The 18,485-nt window shown below is 34.2% G+C and carries 10 protein-coding genes; 6 read left to right on the top strand and 4 right to left on the bottom strand.

Annotation, left to right across the window (positions count from 1 at the left end):
• Positions 1-82: 82 nt before the first annotated feature.
• The 4 genes from J8H85_RS09095 to J8H85_RS09080 all read right to left on the bottom strand — a co-directional run bounded on the left by J8H85_RS09095 (position 83) and on the right by J8H85_RS09080 (position 6,040).
• Positions 83-1,918 (bottom strand): alpha-L-rhamnosidase-related protein, encoded by a 1,836-nt coding sequence (locus tag J8H85_RS09095; protein WP_209654791.1) that lies wholly within the window; start codon positions 1,916-1,918, stop codon positions 83-85.
• Between the two features lie 99 nt (positions 1,919-2,017).
• Positions 2,018-3,202: a Gfo/Idh/MocA family protein gene (locus J8H85_RS09090; protein WP_209654784.1), complete on the bottom strand. Its 1,185-nt coding sequence runs from the start codon at positions 3,200-3,202 to the stop codon at positions 2,018-2,020.
• Between the two features lie 146 nt (positions 3,203-3,348).
• On the bottom strand, positions 3,349-4,698 hold the full coding sequence (locus J8H85_RS09085) for a Gfo/Idh/MocA family protein (RefSeq protein WP_209654782.1): 1,350 nt from the start codon (positions 4,696-4,698) through the stop codon (positions 3,349-3,351).
• A gap of 16 nt (positions 4,699-4,714) precedes the next feature.
• Positions 4,715-6,040, bottom strand: a complete 1,326-nt coding sequence (locus J8H85_RS09080) for a 3-keto-disaccharide hydrolase (RefSeq protein WP_379937161.1) — start codon at positions 6,038-6,040, stop codon at positions 4,715-4,717.
• A gap of 391 nt (positions 6,041-6,431) precedes the next feature.
• Here J8H85_RS09080 and J8H85_RS09075 point away from each other — a divergent pair, with 391 nt between their 5' ends.
• The 6 genes from J8H85_RS09075 (at position 6,432) to J8H85_RS09050 (ending at position 18,482) form a co-directional block, all read left to right on the top strand.
• Complete coding sequence (locus tag J8H85_RS09075) at positions 6,432-9,476, top strand: SusC/RagA family TonB-linked outer membrane protein (RefSeq protein ID WP_209654780.1); 3,045 nt, start codon at positions 6,432-6,434, stop codon at positions 9,474-9,476.
• 18 nt (positions 9,477-9,494) lie between these two features.
• Entirely contained in the window at positions 9,495-11,138 is a 1,644-nt protein-coding gene (locus tag J8H85_RS09070; protein ID WP_209654779.1) for a RagB/SusD family nutrient uptake outer membrane protein, read from the top strand.
• Between the two features lie 197 nt (positions 11,139-11,335).
• Positions 11,336-13,396: a glycosyl hydrolase 115 family protein gene (locus J8H85_RS09065; RefSeq protein ID WP_209654778.1), complete on the top strand. Its 2,061-nt coding sequence runs from the start codon at positions 11,336-11,338 to the stop codon at positions 13,394-13,396.
• 10 nt (positions 13,397-13,406) lie between these two features.
• Entirely contained in the window at positions 13,407-15,740 is a 2,334-nt protein-coding gene (locus J8H85_RS09060; RefSeq protein ID WP_209654777.1) for a GH92 family glycosyl hydrolase, read from the top strand.
• Positions 15,741-15,749: 9 nt separating this feature from the next.
• The gene (locus tag J8H85_RS09055) at positions 15,750-17,048 is read left to right on the top strand and encodes an alpha-L-fucosidase (RefSeq protein ID WP_209654776.1); all 1,299 of its coding nucleotides are present in this window, start codon (positions 15,750-15,752) and stop codon (positions 17,046-17,048) included.
• Between the two features lie 108 nt (positions 17,049-17,156).
• The gene (locus J8H85_RS09050; protein ID WP_209654774.1) at positions 17,157-18,482 is read left to right on the top strand and encodes an alpha-L-fucosidase; all 1,326 of its coding nucleotides are present in this window, start codon (positions 17,157-17,159) and stop codon (positions 18,480-18,482) included.
• Positions 18,483-18,485: the final 3 nt, after the last annotated feature.

Here is an 18,485-nt window from a genome sequence, read left to right as displayed (position 1 = left end):
GTTTTAACTGAAACTATATTCTTTTAGATAAAGACCTCACAGGTTTTTAAAACCTGTGAGGTCTACTAAAAATGATTGTTTTTTAGAGAAATACTTCTATAACATGCAAGCCACTTTCAAGCATCAATGAAGCTGATTTCTTTTTTACTTTTTTCATATTTAAAGTAACTTTTGAAGCTGTTTTTGGGTGCAAAAATTCAGCAGTCATACCTTCAGGAATGGTTATTTTAAAGGTGGTTTTATTGTTTTCTTTTTGATGTTCCGCATAAATAAATCCGTGCTGTGTAGGTACTTTTATTTTAGAAGAAACTAAATCGCCCAATTTCGGGTTTATTTCAGCCACAGCAAACCCCGGTGTTTTTGGTTTAATGCCCCACATATAACGTGTAATGGCGTTTAAAGGAGCAGTACCCCAAGCATGGTTCCAATCGGAGTTAGGTTTGTATTTCATATCCCAAGCTTCCATGGTCATGGTAGCACCTACTTTTATCATATTCCACCAATTGCGGTCTCCAATAGTATCGGTTATCAAGGCGGAAGCGTATTTTTCTTCATGGTGTTTGTATAAACCTTCCAACAAATATTGTGCACCGTAAACGCTGCAAGCCATTCCTCTGGATTTTACAAATTCGGTAACAGTTTTTATATGTTCTTTAGGAACCAAATCAAATGCCAATGGTAGCATGTTTGCGTGTAAAGATGAGTGGGTTGAGTTTTCACCATCTAAATAATAACCTTTTGAATGGTTGAATAATTTAGTGTTTATTGCCTTTTTAACTTTATTGGCCTTATTTCTAAAGAAAATAGCATCTTCGGGTTTGTTGATGGTTGTGGCAATTTCAGCCATTAACTTTAAATTGTAATAATAAAAAGCATTAACCACGGTGTTAACTGGTACAATATCATAACCATCGCGTTCACCTTCAGCGGTTGCTAATTTCCAACCGGTGTCTTTTTGTGCGGGAGGCCAATCGATAATGTCTTTTATTTTGGTATCGGCTTTTTTAAAGCCCAATCTTAAAATTAAATCTTCATTCAAGTTTGGAGATTTAGAACTTATTAAACCATCGGTACGTTCCAAATCCATAAGTGTTTTTAGCTTCAGGTTTTCATAATGTTCTTTTAGAGGCGCAACATCTCCAGTGTACATATAATCCGTATAAAACATTAAAACCGTATGCAATAACCATTCGGTGGGCCATGTGGGGTTTTCAATAAAATAAGCGTTGGTTCTTCTTGCCATGGTGTATTCATTATCTACACTGTAATGGCTTAATTGGTTGATGTAAGCATCAGCTTCGTACGGAATGCGCTCTCTATCACCATCTACGTAATAGCCCATAAAACTGGTTGCTTTAATGGTGTGTTTGCACAATTGCCAGATAGAGTCCATTATTTTGTTTGAAGATGAAAAGTAGCTGGCATCATCATTAAATTTATAGTGAACGGCCTTTTGTGAAATGTTTAGGGCTTCGATAGGGATTTTTAGATTTTCAATTTCCAAATATCTAAAAGGCATGATAACACCAATATGTTCCGGTAGCTTAATGGCGGCAGGCCCTGTATTTCTTTTATCTGGTTTTAGTTGAAGGGTGGTAGGTTTATTTGCTGTTAGGTTTTGTAAGACGACTTTTTGATATCGAATGGTACCTTCAGGTTTTTTATCAATAGTATTAATTGTTTCTAATTTTTCACCTAAATGACATATTAACGAATCGTTTTGAGCTCTTTTGGAAGTAATTTCTACAGTTCCAAAAAAAGCTTTTCCAAAATCTATTAAATAATGCCCTTCACTTATGTTTATTATTTTTTCAGGACTGATTAATGATGTTTTTAAATCTAAATCATCGGTTTTATTTTGAGCTGTAACTTTGGATAAAACCAATGTTAATAGAAGAAAAAGAAGGTGTTTTTTCATTTGAAATGTGTTTAACTAAATAAAAACAGCGTACTGGGTTAGCAAGCTGTTTTTTAAAATTTTCATATTTAAACCTGCAAATTAGGTTTTTATTCAATATTAATAAAAAACAGGGCTGTTAATTATTTTATTGTTGTACATGGCATCTAAGGCCATTTGTATACAAATGGCGGTGTTTGCACCTGTTATAATGTTTGAAATAGGCTTTTTGTTTGAAACAATACAGTCTCTAAAATCAATTAAAGCTTGTTCGCTAGGTTCGGTGTGCTCAATGGTTATTGGAGTTCCAAGTCCTTGTTCCCAATTAGCTGTAGCACCCGAAACACCGTCTACAATACCTAATTCTTTTTTTCTGCCGCCTTCAGGATAAAACCAGGCTTTTGTATAATTTAAAATAATGCTGCCTTTGTCTCCCAATACTTTTATTTGGTAATCATCTTTAGCATTATTTGTAAGGCAGGTAAATTTAGCTTTTACACCACTTGAGTAATTGTAAATTAAGTGGATATTGTCGTAAGTTTCGCGACCATCTTTCCAATAATCGACACCTCCGGTTCCCATAACCTGGGTTGGTTTTTCATCAAGAACCCAATTGGCAAAATCTATTTGGTGCGAACAAAGTTCGGCAACCAATCCGCCTGAAAATTCTCGGTACATTCTCCAGTTTATTTGCTTTTCCAATTCAGGGCTTGGTACAGGGCGTCTCCAATTGCCATGTCTGTTCCATTGGCATTCAAAAGCGGCAATTTTTCCTATTTCGCCATTTTTTATAAGATTAACAACATGGGTGTACAATCTGGAACTGTGGTACTGATGCCCAGTTTGGAAAACGGTTTTACTTTGATTCACTTTTTCAACCAAATTATGAATACCATCAAACCCTTTTGCCATTGTTTTTTCGCAATACACGTGTTTTCCAGCATCTAGAGCATCTATAGCAATTTTAGAGTGTGTATTGAACGGTGTGGTAACCAATATGGCATCAATATCTTTATTGTCTAATAATTTACGGTAATCAGTATAGCCTTTGGCTTTTCCTTTTACGGCGTTTAAGCCATTGTCTAGTCTAAATGGCAAAACATCGCAACACCCAATTACATTGAAATTTTTGATTTTATTGATGTTTGAAATCATTCCGGTACCTCTATCTCCAGTACCAATAACTCCAATGTTTAATGTTTCATTTGCATTTTTAAAATCAATAACGTTTCCTAAAGCTACAGCCGAAGTTGTTAGGGCTGCAGTTGCTACGGAACTTTTGATTATAAATTCTTTTCTTTTCACGAATTGTTTTATGCTTTTATGGTTTGGTAGAAATTAAATTTATGGCTAATTGTCTTCTAAAATGCCATGTCGAACTTATCGAAACATACCTTAATAAGAGGCGTTCGATAAGCTCAATCAAGCATTTTTATTTATAAGTAAAAAAACTATACAGGTTTAATTTCCCAACCTGGTTCGTAGGTTCTAGACCATAATTTCATGGCATCTCTGTTGAATATACGTCCTGTGTTTTCATCAACATCAAAAGATTGGTCTATTCTTGAAGCAATATTAGCATAGTGCGTTAACGTTTGGCTAATGGCACCTTGCTCAATAGGAGAGGTTAGTTCTGCTTTTCCTCTAATGGCATCAAAAAAGTTAAGGGTATGTGCAGCAGAAAGTTGTCCGCCACCACCTAGTGAATTGCCATCTTCAATTCCAGGAATTATATGTTCTTTAATAAGTTCACCTTTTAAATCGTATAATTTATAGCCATTTCTATCTATCATAGTAGAACCTTTAGAGCCATATATTAAAGTTCCTCTGCCAGCGCCATATTTGTCATAACCATTTCTACTGCGCCCGTCCCATTGAATGGTTCTGTTTCCTGAAAAACGGAAGGTCGCCTCCATAGTGTCATACATTTCCCAACCATCATCTTTATAATGGAATTTTCCCGATTTAACTTCAACATGTTCTGGGAATTTAACGTCTAAAGCCCAACGTGCAATGTCTAATTCGTGGGTGGCATTGTTCCCCATTTCGGCAGTGCCGTAATCCCAACCGTACCAATGCCAGTTATAATCCCAAGTATCATCGGTATAAGCTCTTCTTGGAGCTGGCCCTTGGAAAAGTTCCCAATCCAACCCTTCAGGTGGTGCAGTTTTTGTTTGGTGCGGTACGGGTCCACGCTTACTGGTGTAAAACGCAATGGCATTATAAACGTCTCCAATAACACCGTTGTGAATGTCTTTTATTATTTCTTGCGATTGTAATGAGGAACGCTGTTGGTTACCCATTTGTACCACTTTATTATATTTTTTTTGATAGGCTATAAGCAGTTCGCCTTCTTCTAAATTATGGCTACAAGGTTTTTCTAAATACACATGTTTTCCAGCTTGCATGGCCATACAAGCTCCAGGAGCGTGCCAATGGTCTGGTGTTGCCATAAAAATAGCGTCTACTTTTTTATCGTTTAAAATATTTCTGATATCATTTTCGAGCTTCGGTTTATTGCTGATTTTATTAGCTAGATTAGCGGCCGCTTTATCGCGTTGGCTTTTCATAACGTCGCATAAATAGCTAATTTCAATATTGTTTTTTTTGTCTACTATAGGGCCCAGGTAAGCACCATAACGTCTGCCCAAACCTTGTAATGCGATATATATTCTGTCGTTTGAACCTATTATTTTTGAATAACTTTTTGCCGACATGGCATTGGCGCTATTTGAAACTATGGTAGCTCCTATGGCACCTAAAGCTGTTTTTTTTATGAAATCTCTTCTGTTTGAACTCATTATTTAGTCTTTAGTATTATTTAATAGGACGAATTTTTATGTTTTTGAATGAAACCAAGTCGCCATGGTCTTGCAATAAAATTTGGCCTTTATCCAATTCGCCAAAATTTGGCCATTTTACATATTTGCTTTCCGATACTAGTTTTCTGTAATCATCGCTTTTTCTTTCATATTCCAATACTTTCACACCGTTTAACCAATGTTCTACATGATTGTTTTTAGAAATGATATAAGCGGTATTCCATTCGCCAACTGGGTTTATCGGTTTATTAACATCGGCTTTAATCAAATCGTAAAGTGAACTTACGGTTCTACTGCCTTCATGGTTACCTAATTTCGCATCAGGATGTAAATCGTCATCTAAAATTTGATATTCTAAACCAATGGAAGAACCATCACCTTTATTGATTTCTGTATCTACATAATATTTTATACCACTATTGGCACCAGGAGTCAATTTAAAATCTACCGATAATTCAAAATCGCCAAATAATTCATTGGTTACAATATCACCACCAGCTCTAGATTCGGCACCACCAGAAGATAATACGCTTAAAACACCATCTTCAATTTTCCAACCTTCAGCAGGAAAAGCGTCCAATTTAGCACCACGCCATCCATTTGTTGTTTTACCGTCCCATAATAATTTCCATCCATTTTTAGCTTCATCAACCGTAAGATTGTTTTTGGTATTTATAGGTGTTAATGATGATTTTTTAGAATATTTTGAAACACTGTCAGTAAGTATTTTTATGTTTTTCCAAATAATTTCTGTACCAGCTTTTTTATCGGGTTTAATGCTGTGTACTTGTAAACAAATAAAGCCCGTAGCTGTTTTATCGTCTATTAAATGTGAAGCCGGTACATTGTTGATCCATGTTTTAATGGTATCGCCAATGGCTTCAATGCGGTAATGGTTCCAATCGTTTTGCTTGAATGCTTTTTGTGCCTCTGGGTTGTTATCCATGGTGCTTAACCAACCACGTCTTGCTTCATCATAGATACCGCCACTCCAAGCGCGTTCAGATGGATCTATTTCAACTTGATACCCGTGTACACGACCATCTTTATAATATAGAAAACTATTGCTTCTTATTTGTATTCCAGAATTCATGGTAGAATCCACTTTATAATCTAATTCTAAAATAAAATCACCATACATTTTATCGGTGGTTAAAAAAGAATTGGGTGTATCATGTACAGTGCTACCAACAATGGCTCCATCTTTTACTTCATATTTAGCTTCACCGCCTTTTTGGTGCCACCCGTTCAAGGTTTTTCCGTCAAATAAATTAACCCAAGGGGTAGTGTCTTTAGGAGTGTTTGCACAACCAAAAGCCATAAATGATATAGCAAGTGTTAATATTTTACCGTAATACTGTGTTTTTTTCATGTTTAATGTTGATTATTATTTAGTCTACTAAATTAAGATTTATTGAATGAACAACCATGGACTTATTATTCAATAACATGGATTTTTTTTCAGATTCAAAGTAAGTTTCAAAAACGCATAATGTATCAAAACTTATAAGTTTTTAAATTTTCAAATTTTTCTTTTTAGCATTTTTTTTGTTCAACCGAAAAATTACTGGTTTGAAATAATTTTTGAATATAACCAATACGTCCATGTTTTGGAAAAATATGTCCATTCGTTAAGAAATCTTTAACACTAAATTAGCAAAAACAATTTATAACTAAATAAAACAAACATGGTAAAACTAAAACTCTTATTGATGGCCTTACTAATAGGTTTTACAGGGACTTCCTGGGCGCAAAGTAAAGTGTCTGGTGTGGTAGTCGATAGTCAAAACATTCCTATTCCAGGAGTAAATGTTCTTGTTAAAGGCACTAAGCAGGGTGCCGCCACAGATTTTGATGGAAAATATCAAATTACAGCTAAATCGGGAGATGTATTAGTATTTTCTTATCTAGGATTTAAAACGCAAGAAGTAATATATAAAGGACAAGCGTCGTTAAATGTTAATATGCAAGAAGATGCAGCGCAACTTAATGAAGTGGTTGTTATTGGTTACGGTTCTGTTAAAAGAAGTGATTTAACGGGAGCTGTAGCATCTATTAGTAGTGAAGATATAACGGCACAGAAAAAAACCGATATTGGTCAAGCTATTAAAGGTCAGGTGTCTGGTGTAGATGTAAGATCATTAAGTAATAAACCTGGTGCGCCGCTTAATATTAGAATTAGAGGAAATACAGCGATTACAAATAACATTGCAGGTCGTGATGGTTTAAGTGATAGCCCTGGTGATGACCGTTCAAAACCTTTATATGTTGTTGATGGAATCTTTTTTGAAGACATCAATATTTTAAATCCAGCTGATATTCAACAAATGGATATTTTGAAAGATGCTTCAGCAACTGCTATCTATGGGTCACGTGGTGCTAATGGTGTGGTTATAATAACTACTAAAAACGGTATTGAAGGAAAAACTGTTTTTACTTACGAGGCTACTTTGGGTGTTAATTCAGTTGTAAACGAACCTGATTATTTTACAGGCGATGAATATGTAGATTTTGTAAATGATGTTATTAGAAGTAGGGAATGGGTGAAGCTTTTTAGCAATGGTGTAGGAACGGTAGCTGATTATAATAATATAAATGTAGCAAATTTTATTAATACCGAAATACAAACAAGTAACGAAGAAGCGAGCAATGTTGCGAATAGACGTTATACCAATTGGAGAAAAGATTTTCAAAAAACCGGGATTCAAACAAGTCATAATTTAGGAATGTCCGGTGGAACTGATGGTTTGGTCTATAATGGAACTATAGGTTACTTAAGTGATGAAGGTGTTGTTGGAATTGAAGCTTTTGAGCGTTACAATATAAGTGCCTCACTTTCTAAAAAAGTTTCAGACCAATTTACTGTAGGTTTAAAAACATATTTAGCATTTTCAGAACGTGAAGAAGGTAGTAGGGAATTATATAGAAGTACTCAGCGACTAGCTCCAACTGTAAATTCTCGCGATGTTGACGGGAACATTATTTTGTTTCCAGACAAGCAAGATGCACGATTTATAAATCCTTATTTTGATGCTAATGGCGCATGGAGAAATAACACAAAATCTATGGATGTGATTGCCAATGTGTTTTTAGATTACAAACCCACTAAGTGGATTGGTTTCAAAACTCAGTTTGCACCTAATATTAAAAATACTAGATTTGGTGAGTATAGAGGTTTGTTAACAAAATCGTCAGAGAATAATCCAACAAGAGTGCGTGCTTATTATGATTCTTATTTTAATACATCATATTCTTGGGATAATACAGTAGATTTAAATTTCGATGTTGCAGAAGGTCATAATTTAAAAACGACCCTTATATCTTCCGTATATCATAAGCAACGCGAGTGGAGTAATATTGAAAATAGAAATTTTGATACGGATGCCTATTTATTCTATAATATAGAATCTGGTTTAGAAAAAAGAACTGCTAATACTGAATATGTTAAAGAAACGATATCATCATTTGCAGCGCGTGTAAACTATAGTATTTTAGATAAATATCTTTTTACTTTTTCGGGTAGATATGATGGGTCATCTAAATTATCCCCGACTAATAAATGGGCATTCTTTCCTGCAGCCGCTTTTGCTTGGAAAGCTAGTGATGAAAAGTTTTTACAAAATACAGATTGGTTAAGTAATCTGAAATTACGTTTAAGTTATGGCGAATCTGGAAATGATACCTCTGTTAATGCATATGATACTTTAGCATTTTTAAGTGATAGTGACTATTTGTTTGGTAATACACAAACTAATGGTGTTACTGTAGCTGGATTGCCAAATTATGATTTAACGTGGGAGCGTTCCAAAGAATTTAACTTTGGTTTAGATTTTGGTGTTCTACAAAACAGAATCAAATTAGGGATAGAGGTCTATAATAAAAAGACTGAAGGCAGTATATTAAGTAGATTGTTATCACCAATAACAGGATATGGTAGTGCAACAGGTAATTTTGGTTCCATTCGTAACAAAGGGGTAGAACTTACTTTAAACACTAAAAACGTACAAACTAATAATTTTAACTGGACTACGAATATCAATTTTTCAAAAAACAAAAATGAGATATTAGAGTTGGATGGCGATTTGGATTTAATTCCTTATGGAAATCATGGTGTTTTACAAATAGGACAAGCAGCTGATGCCATTTGGGCTCACGAACAAATTGGTATTTGGCAATTAGATGAAGTAGCTGAAGCAGCAGTTTATAATAGAAAACCAGGAGAATATAAGTTTAGAGATGTAAATAATGACTCAAAAATAGATAATGAGGATAAAGTAATTTTAGGGCAAGTATCTCCAGACTGGACAGCAGGTATGACCAATACATTTAGCTATAAAAACTTTGATCTTTCTATTAACGTATATACAAGACAAGGTAGTTTTGGACATTCTGAATTTAACCAGCTTTCTGTGCCATGGCAAGGAGATGATGCTAAATTTAATAAAGTAGATTTAGATTACTGGACTCCTAATAATCCAACTTCTAAAAATCCAGCATTGGAGTATGGGGCTAATGCAGACTGGTATTATACAGATTTTGATTTTGTTCGCATTGGCAATATCGGTATGGGTTACCAATTTACACAACCTGTGTTAGATAAATTAAAAATGTCTAGCTTGCGTTTAACACTAGATATTCAAAATCCTTTTACGTTTACAGATTATACAGGATCAGATCCAGAAACAGGACTTCAGAATAACTATAACGGAGGATATTTGACCAAAACCATATTATTTGGACTTAAATTGTCTTATTAATTTTAAAACTATATAAAGATGAAATTATTAAAAAATATAAAAAATATAACGGTTTTGGTAGTTTTTGCAATGCTGTTAAATGCCTGTGATAATTATATCGAGGAAGATATATTCTCAGGTGTTACAAGTGAAAATTTTATTGATGAAACTACTGCAGACCAATTAATAGTTGGTATTTATTCGCAAATACCTGGAGTTTATAGAAATTACGACTATAAATATTATGGAACGGATATTTTTACAACAAGAAACGATGTCACTTCTATTAGTGCAGCTAATGATTATGTTGGCTTCGAAGCTCCAAATACTAGCGGTGTTTGGTCTAGCAACTATGATGTAATTGCAAAAGCAAACACAGCTATTAATCGTTATGAGAATCAAATAGGTTGGAGTACAGGAAAGTTGGCAGATAAAGCTTATGGTATAGCACAAGCAAAAGGGCTTAGAGCTTTAGCTTATTTTAATTTAGTACAACAATTTGGTGGTGTTGTTTTAGAATTAGATGAACCTGTAAGTATACGTTCAGATTATACAAGATCAACTGAAGAACAAACTTATACACAAATTATTGCTGATTTAGAAGCAGCCATTCCAGATTTACAAGATGCACCACCCGCTGGGAGATTTTCAAAAAGAGCAGCACAACATGTACTTGCAGAAGTATATTTAACAAGAGCTTATAAATCATTTGGGTCGAGTACGGACTTTACAACTGCTGCAAATTTGGCTGAACAAGCTATAGGAACTTATGATATTAGAAGTCAAACCTTCGATAAAGTATTTGCTTATAATAACCAAGTAAATCCTGAGGTGTTATTTGCAGCACAATATGGTACTGCTACTGTTGATAAAAACAATAATAAGCATGCCGCTTTTATGTATCAGGTTTTTAATTTGCCAGGAGTTAGTCGATCTAATCCTTACGGACATGTTGGCTTTGGTGCTATGCCCACACCTTATTTTTATTCCTTATTTGCTGCCAATGATACTAGGGAGGCATCCACAATACACCGCGCTATCATAGCAGATGAAGCTGCTGTGCTTGGAGCCGATAATATTGCTGTTGGAGATACCGTTGTGTATTTTCCTAAATTAGCTCTTGGTGCTGCTGAATTAGCAGATAGATTAAATCGTTATTGGGTGTATCAGCCAGACCAATATTTATATGGTAGACCAGCTGAATTGACAGTAAATGTTAATTATAAATATGCTTTAAATACTGAGTTAACAAACTTCCCAATTTTCAAAAAATTTGATGATGAAAATTTTAGTGCTGACACAGCAGGAGCTCGTGATACGTTTATATTTAGAGTTGCAGAAACACATTTAATAGCTGCAGAAGCCTTTTTAGGTGCAACTAATTCAGCAAAAGCATTATTTCATATTAATAGAGTAAGAGAGCGAGCCACTGGGGTTGCCAATCATTATACATCAATAACCATTGATGATATTTTGGTTGAACGAGCTTTAGAGTTGGCAGGAGAAGACAATAGATGGGCCGTATTAAAACGTACGGGGAAATTGGAAGAACGAATAAAACTTTATAATCCACATGTAGTAAACCATGGTGCTTTTGATGCTAGTAAACATTTATTGCGTCCAATTCCAGATCAAGAAATAACACTGTCACCCAATACAATGACACAAAATCCTAAGTATTAATAGCAAATAGTAGTTGTTTTTTTGAGTTAGTTTAGTAGAAAAAATAGACAGGCGGGTTTTTTGTCTGTCTATTTTTTACTTATAACATAAAACCATATTTTGTACCTTAAATTGATATTTTTTTAAGGCTCCATTAAAGTGAAATTTTATAACATAATTATAGAACATCAAATTTTATTTCTTCATATCCATACTATATGCCTATTTTTTTTAAAAACCAATTCTATTTACTCAGTTTTATTATAGCATTTCCGTTGCTTTTTTCATGTTCTAATGAAGCTATTGAAAATTATTATTTAGTAATAGGTTCATCTGTTACAAATGTTGAATTAAGTACTGTTAATGATTTAAAGAATGATTTGTCCAAAGTATTAGATGGAAAAATTCAAATCATATCAGAATCCAATCAATTAAAATTAAAAGAAAAAGGCGCTTTTTTCATTTTAGGAACTCCTCAAACTAGTGGGTTAATAAAAGATTTATCTATAGACAACCAAATAAAACTATCCAGTAATATTCCAGGAGCAAGAGGTGGTATTTGGTCAAAAACCATACTGCCAAATGGTCAAAATGCGATTATAATTGGAGGTTCAGATATTGAAGGACTTCAATATGCTATTTACGACTATTCAAAAGATATATTGGGTGTAGACCCTTTGGAATATTGGACAGGCAAATTACCTATTAAAAAGACTATGGAAGATTTATTTAGTTTCACTTCAAAAACGATTTCACCTCCAAAAGTACCCATGCTTACTTATTTTGAGAACGATGTAGATGAACTAGCAAACTACAGAGGGAAATTACTAGAATACGATTGGGAAAGCTATACAGAATTGATAAACTCTTTGGTACGCCTACGATATAATTCTATTCAATTGTTTGATATGTTGGGCAGACCAGAGTTTTTTATTCGCCCCGAATACAAAGCATTAAAACCAGACTATCAAATTGATATAAATTATGTAGATAAAATGATTGATTATGCTCACGAAAAAGGCATGAAAGTAGCAGTTGATTTCGCCTTAGGCTATCAAATTCATCCCATGGAAGCCGAAAAAGCAGATTGTTGGAAACAGTATAAAGAAGATTGGTTACAAGCATGGCGTTATTATTTTGAAAAGACACCTTTGGCTAAAACCGATATTTTCATTTTACGCCCACGCCACCAAGTATGGGATTGGGAATATGAAAGCACTTGTGGTGAAAGTAAAATTGAAGTTTTTAATGAGGTTTATGAAGCTTTTGGGAATTTAGTAGATGAATATAAACCTAACGTACAAAAAGTATTGGTTTGTTATTCTGATGGCATGGAAATGTGGAATGAAGGGTTTAGACCTCCAACCGATTGGACCGTACTTTGGTCCGACCACGGGTTTGGTGATTTTGAGCACCTTCCTAATACTACCGATGGCTATAAATTTGGAACATACATGCATGCCGGTTATTGGTCAAACCATACGGTGCATAACCCATATCCTGAAAAAGTAGAAACAGTCATGAAAGAGATGTTCCAAACTTATGGAGCAGATAACTATTGTTTGGTAAATGGACAAAACTTCAGACCGTTTTTATTAAACTTAGAAGCGTATAGTGAAGTTTGTAATAATCCAGAAACCTTTAATGGAAATGCCTTTTATAAATCTTGGACAGAGCGTTATTTTTCTAAGGAAGCAGCGCAACATGCTGTGTCTTCAATGAAATGGTTGCACAAAGCACAGGAAGGACGAAAAGGCTATGTGGAACATTTATGGGAAATCCGCGAGGCAGTTTCTTATTTATCAAACGCACCAATAAGAAGACCTGGTAAAACACCAATTCCTTTTGATTATAAAAGGGTGGAAGGCGATTTAGAAAATACGGCGCACTGTAAAAATTATTTACAAAAGTCTTTAGAAGAAGCACAAAAAGGTTATCAGTTAACGCAAGAGAAAGATAATTTTTATCACGCTTATATACTGCTGCCTGTAGTTTTATATTCAGATTTGATTGCTTTTGAAACTACACTCCACAACATGTCGGTATTAAAAAAAGAATTTGAAGATACCAAAAGCCATGAAGCATTGGAAAAAGCGAAAGCCCTAATTCCAGAAGCAAAACAGAAATTACAAGTAGTTTACCAAAACAGGGCATCGGGAGATATAGATGAAAAATGGAAAAATTGGTATTCTATTAAAATTAGAAGACAAAATAATGGTTTTCCTACTCCAGATATGTTAGAGGATATTGAAGCCAATTTAAATAAAATGACACTTTAAACAGAAAAGAATGAAGCTGAACCAAAGTATTATAAACGGAGTAGCAGGAATAGCTTTTGTAATGATTTCTTTAATCTCATGTAAGAATGACGGTAAAAGAATAACATTGATAGAAAAGGACAAATCGATTGATTATACTGCAAAAGTGTACACTCAATTAGATACCGAAAATTCTAGATGGTTTTTCTTCTCGTCAGCCAGCCGTCCATTTGGGATGGTAAATTTAAGTCCAGATACAGAAATAAATGGAGCTTGGGGTAGTGGGTATCGTTATAAAGTAGATACCATAAAAGGGTTTAGTCATATTCACGCGTGGCAAATGTCGGGTGTTTCAGTCATGCCGGTAACTATTTCAGAAGCAAATAAAAATACTGTTTATTCAGATTTTTACTCAAAGTTTAATCATGAAAAAGAAAAAGTCACACCAGGCTATCATTATCTAGAACTGGATAGGTATCAAATTACATCAGAACTAACAAGTACAAAACGCGTAGGTTTTCATCAATACTTATTTCCCAAGAAGCAGCAAGCAGCCATATTGTTTAATTTAAATACTGTGTTGGGACCTTGTAAAAATTCTGGAGGTGTTTTAGAAAAAATTGGATCCAAGGAGCTTTCAGGAAAGCTTGTTATGGAACCAACGCATAGAAGACCTAAACCAGTAACTGTTTACTTTAAAGCCATCTTGAATACGGATATTGCTTCCGTAGAGCAGGATGAAAAAACAGGTAATTACCTTATTAATTTGGCCGAAACAAACGAAAAAGTCTTGATGAAAGTAGGTATTTCATATACCTCTGTAGAAAATGCATCAAATAATATAAAAGAAGAATTACCACAGTGGGATTTTGAAGAGATAGTGTCTCAATCAAAAAAAGAATGGAATGGATTATTAGGTAGAATTGATGTAAAAGGAGGTACAGATACCGACCAAAAACGATTTTATACCGATTTATGGCACGCATTACAAGGACGCCGAATTATTAATGATGCTAATGGTGCTTATCCTGATAATACGGGAGCCGAATTTAGAGTGGGTCAACTCCCTTTAGATGCCAACGGAAAACCAAAATTTAATCATTTTAATTCCGATTCTTTTTGGGGGGCTCAATGGACACTCAATACACTTTGGGGGCTAGTGTATCCAGAAATTATGGACGATTTTGTACACTCCTTAATGCAATATTATAAAGATGGCGGTTTAATTCCTCGTGGTCCTTCGGGCGGAAATTATACCTATGTCATGACGGGAGCTTCATCTACACCATTTCTAGTAACAGCTATTCAAAAAGGCATTATAAAGGACGATTTAGAAGATATTTATCGAGCCTTAAAGAAAAACCATATGCTAGGTGGAATTATGGAAAAAGCAGGTTATGAACATAACACCTATTTAGGAGGTGGTTTAAAATATTACATGAACCAAGGGTATGTGCCTTACCCAATTCCAGAAGGTAAATTTGGTGGACATCAAGATGGAGCAAGCCTTACCATGGAGTATGCTTATCAAGATTGGACCTTGGCGCAATTGGCCAAGAAATTAAATCACCAAGAAGATTATGATTATTTCATGGAGCGTTCTAAAAATTATAAAAACGTATTTGATACAAAAATAGGTTGGATGCGACCAAAAAATGTAGATGGCATTTGGAAAAAAGATTTTGATCCTTACCAAGTAGAAAACGGTTTTATTGAGTCTAACGGAGCACAATCTACTTGGTTTGTACCACACGATATTCAAGGGTTAGCTACTTTAATGGGTGGTAAAGAAAAAGCGGTTGAAAAACTAAATAATCAGTTTATTGTAGCTGAAAAATTAGGTTTTACAGCAGGTAATTCCCATTCACAAGAGTTACACCCCGAGTATAGTAGAATACCAATTAATTTTGGTAATCAACCCTCTATACAAACGTCTTTTATTTTTAATCAATTAAATAGGCCAGATTTAACACAATATTGGACACGGTTCGTAATCAAGAAAACCTTTAGTGGTCTGGCACCCAATACAGGTTATAATGGTGATGAAGATCAAGGGTTGATGGGAAGTTTAAATGTACTTTTAAAAATTGGTTTGTTTCAAATGAATGGCGGCACCGAAGATAATCCGGAATATCAAATTGGAAGTCCTATTTTTGATGAAATTACTATTAAATTAAATCCAAAATATTATTCAAATAAATCATTTATTATTAAAACTGAAAATAATAGCCCAACTAATGTTTATGTAAATAAGGTGACTTTAAATAACAAATCCGTAAAAAATTATAAAATTTTTCAAAGTGATATTATAAATGGCGGTAAATTAATTTTAGAAATGTCGAATACAGCTAATCAAAATAAATAATATATATAAATGAAAACAAAACTTGCATTACTAGCACTTATAATAACTACTTTTTCAGCCTTCTCACAACTTAAAAATAAGCCCGAACTCGATGAAAAATTCATGGACATGGGTTTTGGTATTTTTGTACACTGGAGTTTAGATTCTCAATTAGGAAGTGTCATTAGTCATTCTTTAGTAGGTGCTTCAGATGATTATGTTAATAGATATTTTAACGAGCTTCCTAAAACATTCTACCCAGATAAATTTGATGCCGATGAATGGGTTAGGTTGTTTAAAGTTGCGGGAGCAGAATATGTGGTTTTTACTGCAAAGCACCATAATGGTTTTTGTATGTGGGATACTAAAACAACCGATTTTAATATCATGAATACACCTTATGGGAAGGATATTGTTGATCAGTTAGTTAAAGCTTTACGAAAACAAAATCTAAAGGTTGGCTTGTATTTTTCTCCTGAAGATTTCAGTATTTTAAGGAAACAGGGTCACTTAATTTCTCGTAATAGCAAGATGAGCCAGGTAACAGAAAACCCAGAGCTATTAGCTTATGATAAAAAACAAATAGGAGAATTAATTGATAAGTTTCATCCAGATATGATGTTTTTTGATTCGTTCAAAAAAGGAGATTTGGTTCAATTTGTACATGACAAAGACCCTAATATTTTTGTAACAAGAGGTGAAATAAAAACTCCTGAACAAACAATCCCTGATGCGCCTATGCCTGGACCTTGGGAGACTTGCATGACCATGGGAACACAATGGCAGTATAAGCCAACAAATGAAATTTACAAAAGTGGTACTGAAGTTATTAATAAATTAATAGAGATAAGAGCCAAAGGAGGTAATTTTCTATTAAATATTGGTCCGAAACCAAATGGAGAAATTCCGATAGAACAAGAAGAGCGTTTAAGAGAGCTAGCTCTTTGGATGTTTGTAAACAATGAAGGGGTTAAAAGCGTAAGAACGGTGCCAACCATTATAAAAGATGGAGACATGTGGTTTACAAAAGCTAAAAATGAAAATATAGCTTATGTTTTTATAACAGGCCAGATAGATTGGTTTAAAGGTTTTAGAAGGAATTTTTTGCTTAAAAACATGAAGGCCACAAAAAACACTACTATTTCTGTATTGGGACAAAATGATTTAGTAGTAGAATATTGGCCAGAAAACACCCCAACTTCAAGATATATTCAACATGAAGAATTGTTAGAAATATCAGTAAGTAGAGCACATAGACTTTATAATGATAAAGTGTGGCCCAATGCTATCGTAGTTAAAGTTACGAATGTAGAATTTATTAAAAAATAGTTAGATATTAGGAATAAGATGATAATAGTATTTAAGAAAAATAAGCTCTATGTTTTAGTTTTTATATGTGCATTTCTAACCAATAGTTTTGCTCAAACGGCAGATAAAATGGACTGGTGGAAAGATGCCAAATTTGGGATGTTTATGCACTGGGGTTTATATTCTCAAACAGCGGGTTATTGGGATGGCCATATAGCAAAAGGCAATGAACATTTTATGATTCATGAAAAAATCTCCTTAAAAGATTATGGCAAAATTGCCAACGATTTTAATCCTGTAAATTACGATGCCGAAAAATGGGTGCTAACCGCAAAACAAGCGGGCATGAAGTATATTGTTATTACCTCTAAGCATCATGATGGGTTTGCTATGTTCAATTCGCCTTCAAACGATTATAATATTGTTGAAAGAACGCCTTATGGAAAAGACCCTATGAAGGCATTGGTAGATGCTTGCCATAAACACGAAATGAAATTTGGGTTTTACTATTCTTTAGGTCGTGATTGGGAAGATCCCGATGTTCCAACAAATAAGCCTTTTAAAGGCGGACGAAGCAATTTGGTAGATTATCCAGATGAGGATATAAAAGTATTCAGTCGCTATTTTGAAAGAAAAGTAACACCTCAAATAAAGGAGCTCCTAACGCAATACGGGAAAATTGATATTATTTGGTTTGATACGCCAGAGGGTATAAGTTTGGAGGAAAGTAAAGAATTAAAAGACTTAATTTTAAGTATTCAACCGCATTGCATTATTAATAGTCGCATAGGTAACAGTTTAGGCGATTATAAAGTTACTGAACAGGAAATTGTAAAAGGCTTAGAAGTGGAGCCTTGGGAAGCTTGTATTACCATGGGTAAAAATTGGGGTTATATTGAATACGATACCATTTACAAATCATCTGAATTAATGACCCGACAATTACTGGAAATAGTAAGCAAAGGCGGTAATTTATTACTGAATAATGGACCTACGGCAAAAGGGGAAATTACCAATTTAGCTCAAGAACGTTTAGCTGAAATGGGCGTGTGGATGAAGCAAAATTCTGAAGGCATCTATGGCACTAAACCTTGGAACGTACAAAGTGAACGCCTTACGGAGGTTTCAAAAAATACTGAAATGGTGAATGCTTCAGAAGAAGAAAATACCATGAAAGATAATTTACATGATGGTACATCCAAAGAAATCTTCCCTGAAGTAAGATTCACAAGTAAATATGGATTTATTTATGCTTATGTATGTAGTCCAACCGAAAAGGAAGTTCTAATAAAATCTTTATCTGCACAAAAAGACATAAAAATTAAGTCGGTTAGCCAATTAAATACTTCAGAAAAAGTAGTGTGGAAACAAACAAAAGACGGTTTAAAAATTCAGCTGCCTGATGATAATCAAAATGAAATTCCTATAATTGGTTTTAAAATACAGTTAAAATAAAAT

Origin of the sequence: Mariniflexile gromovii (assembly GCF_017814435.1) — a bacterium.
Classification (GTDB): Bacteria; Bacteroidota; Bacteroidia; order Flavobacteriales; family Flavobacteriaceae; genus Mariniflexile; species Mariniflexile gromovii.
Note: the sequence above shows the minus strand (reverse complement) of the source record. Positions and strands in the feature narration are given on the sequence as shown.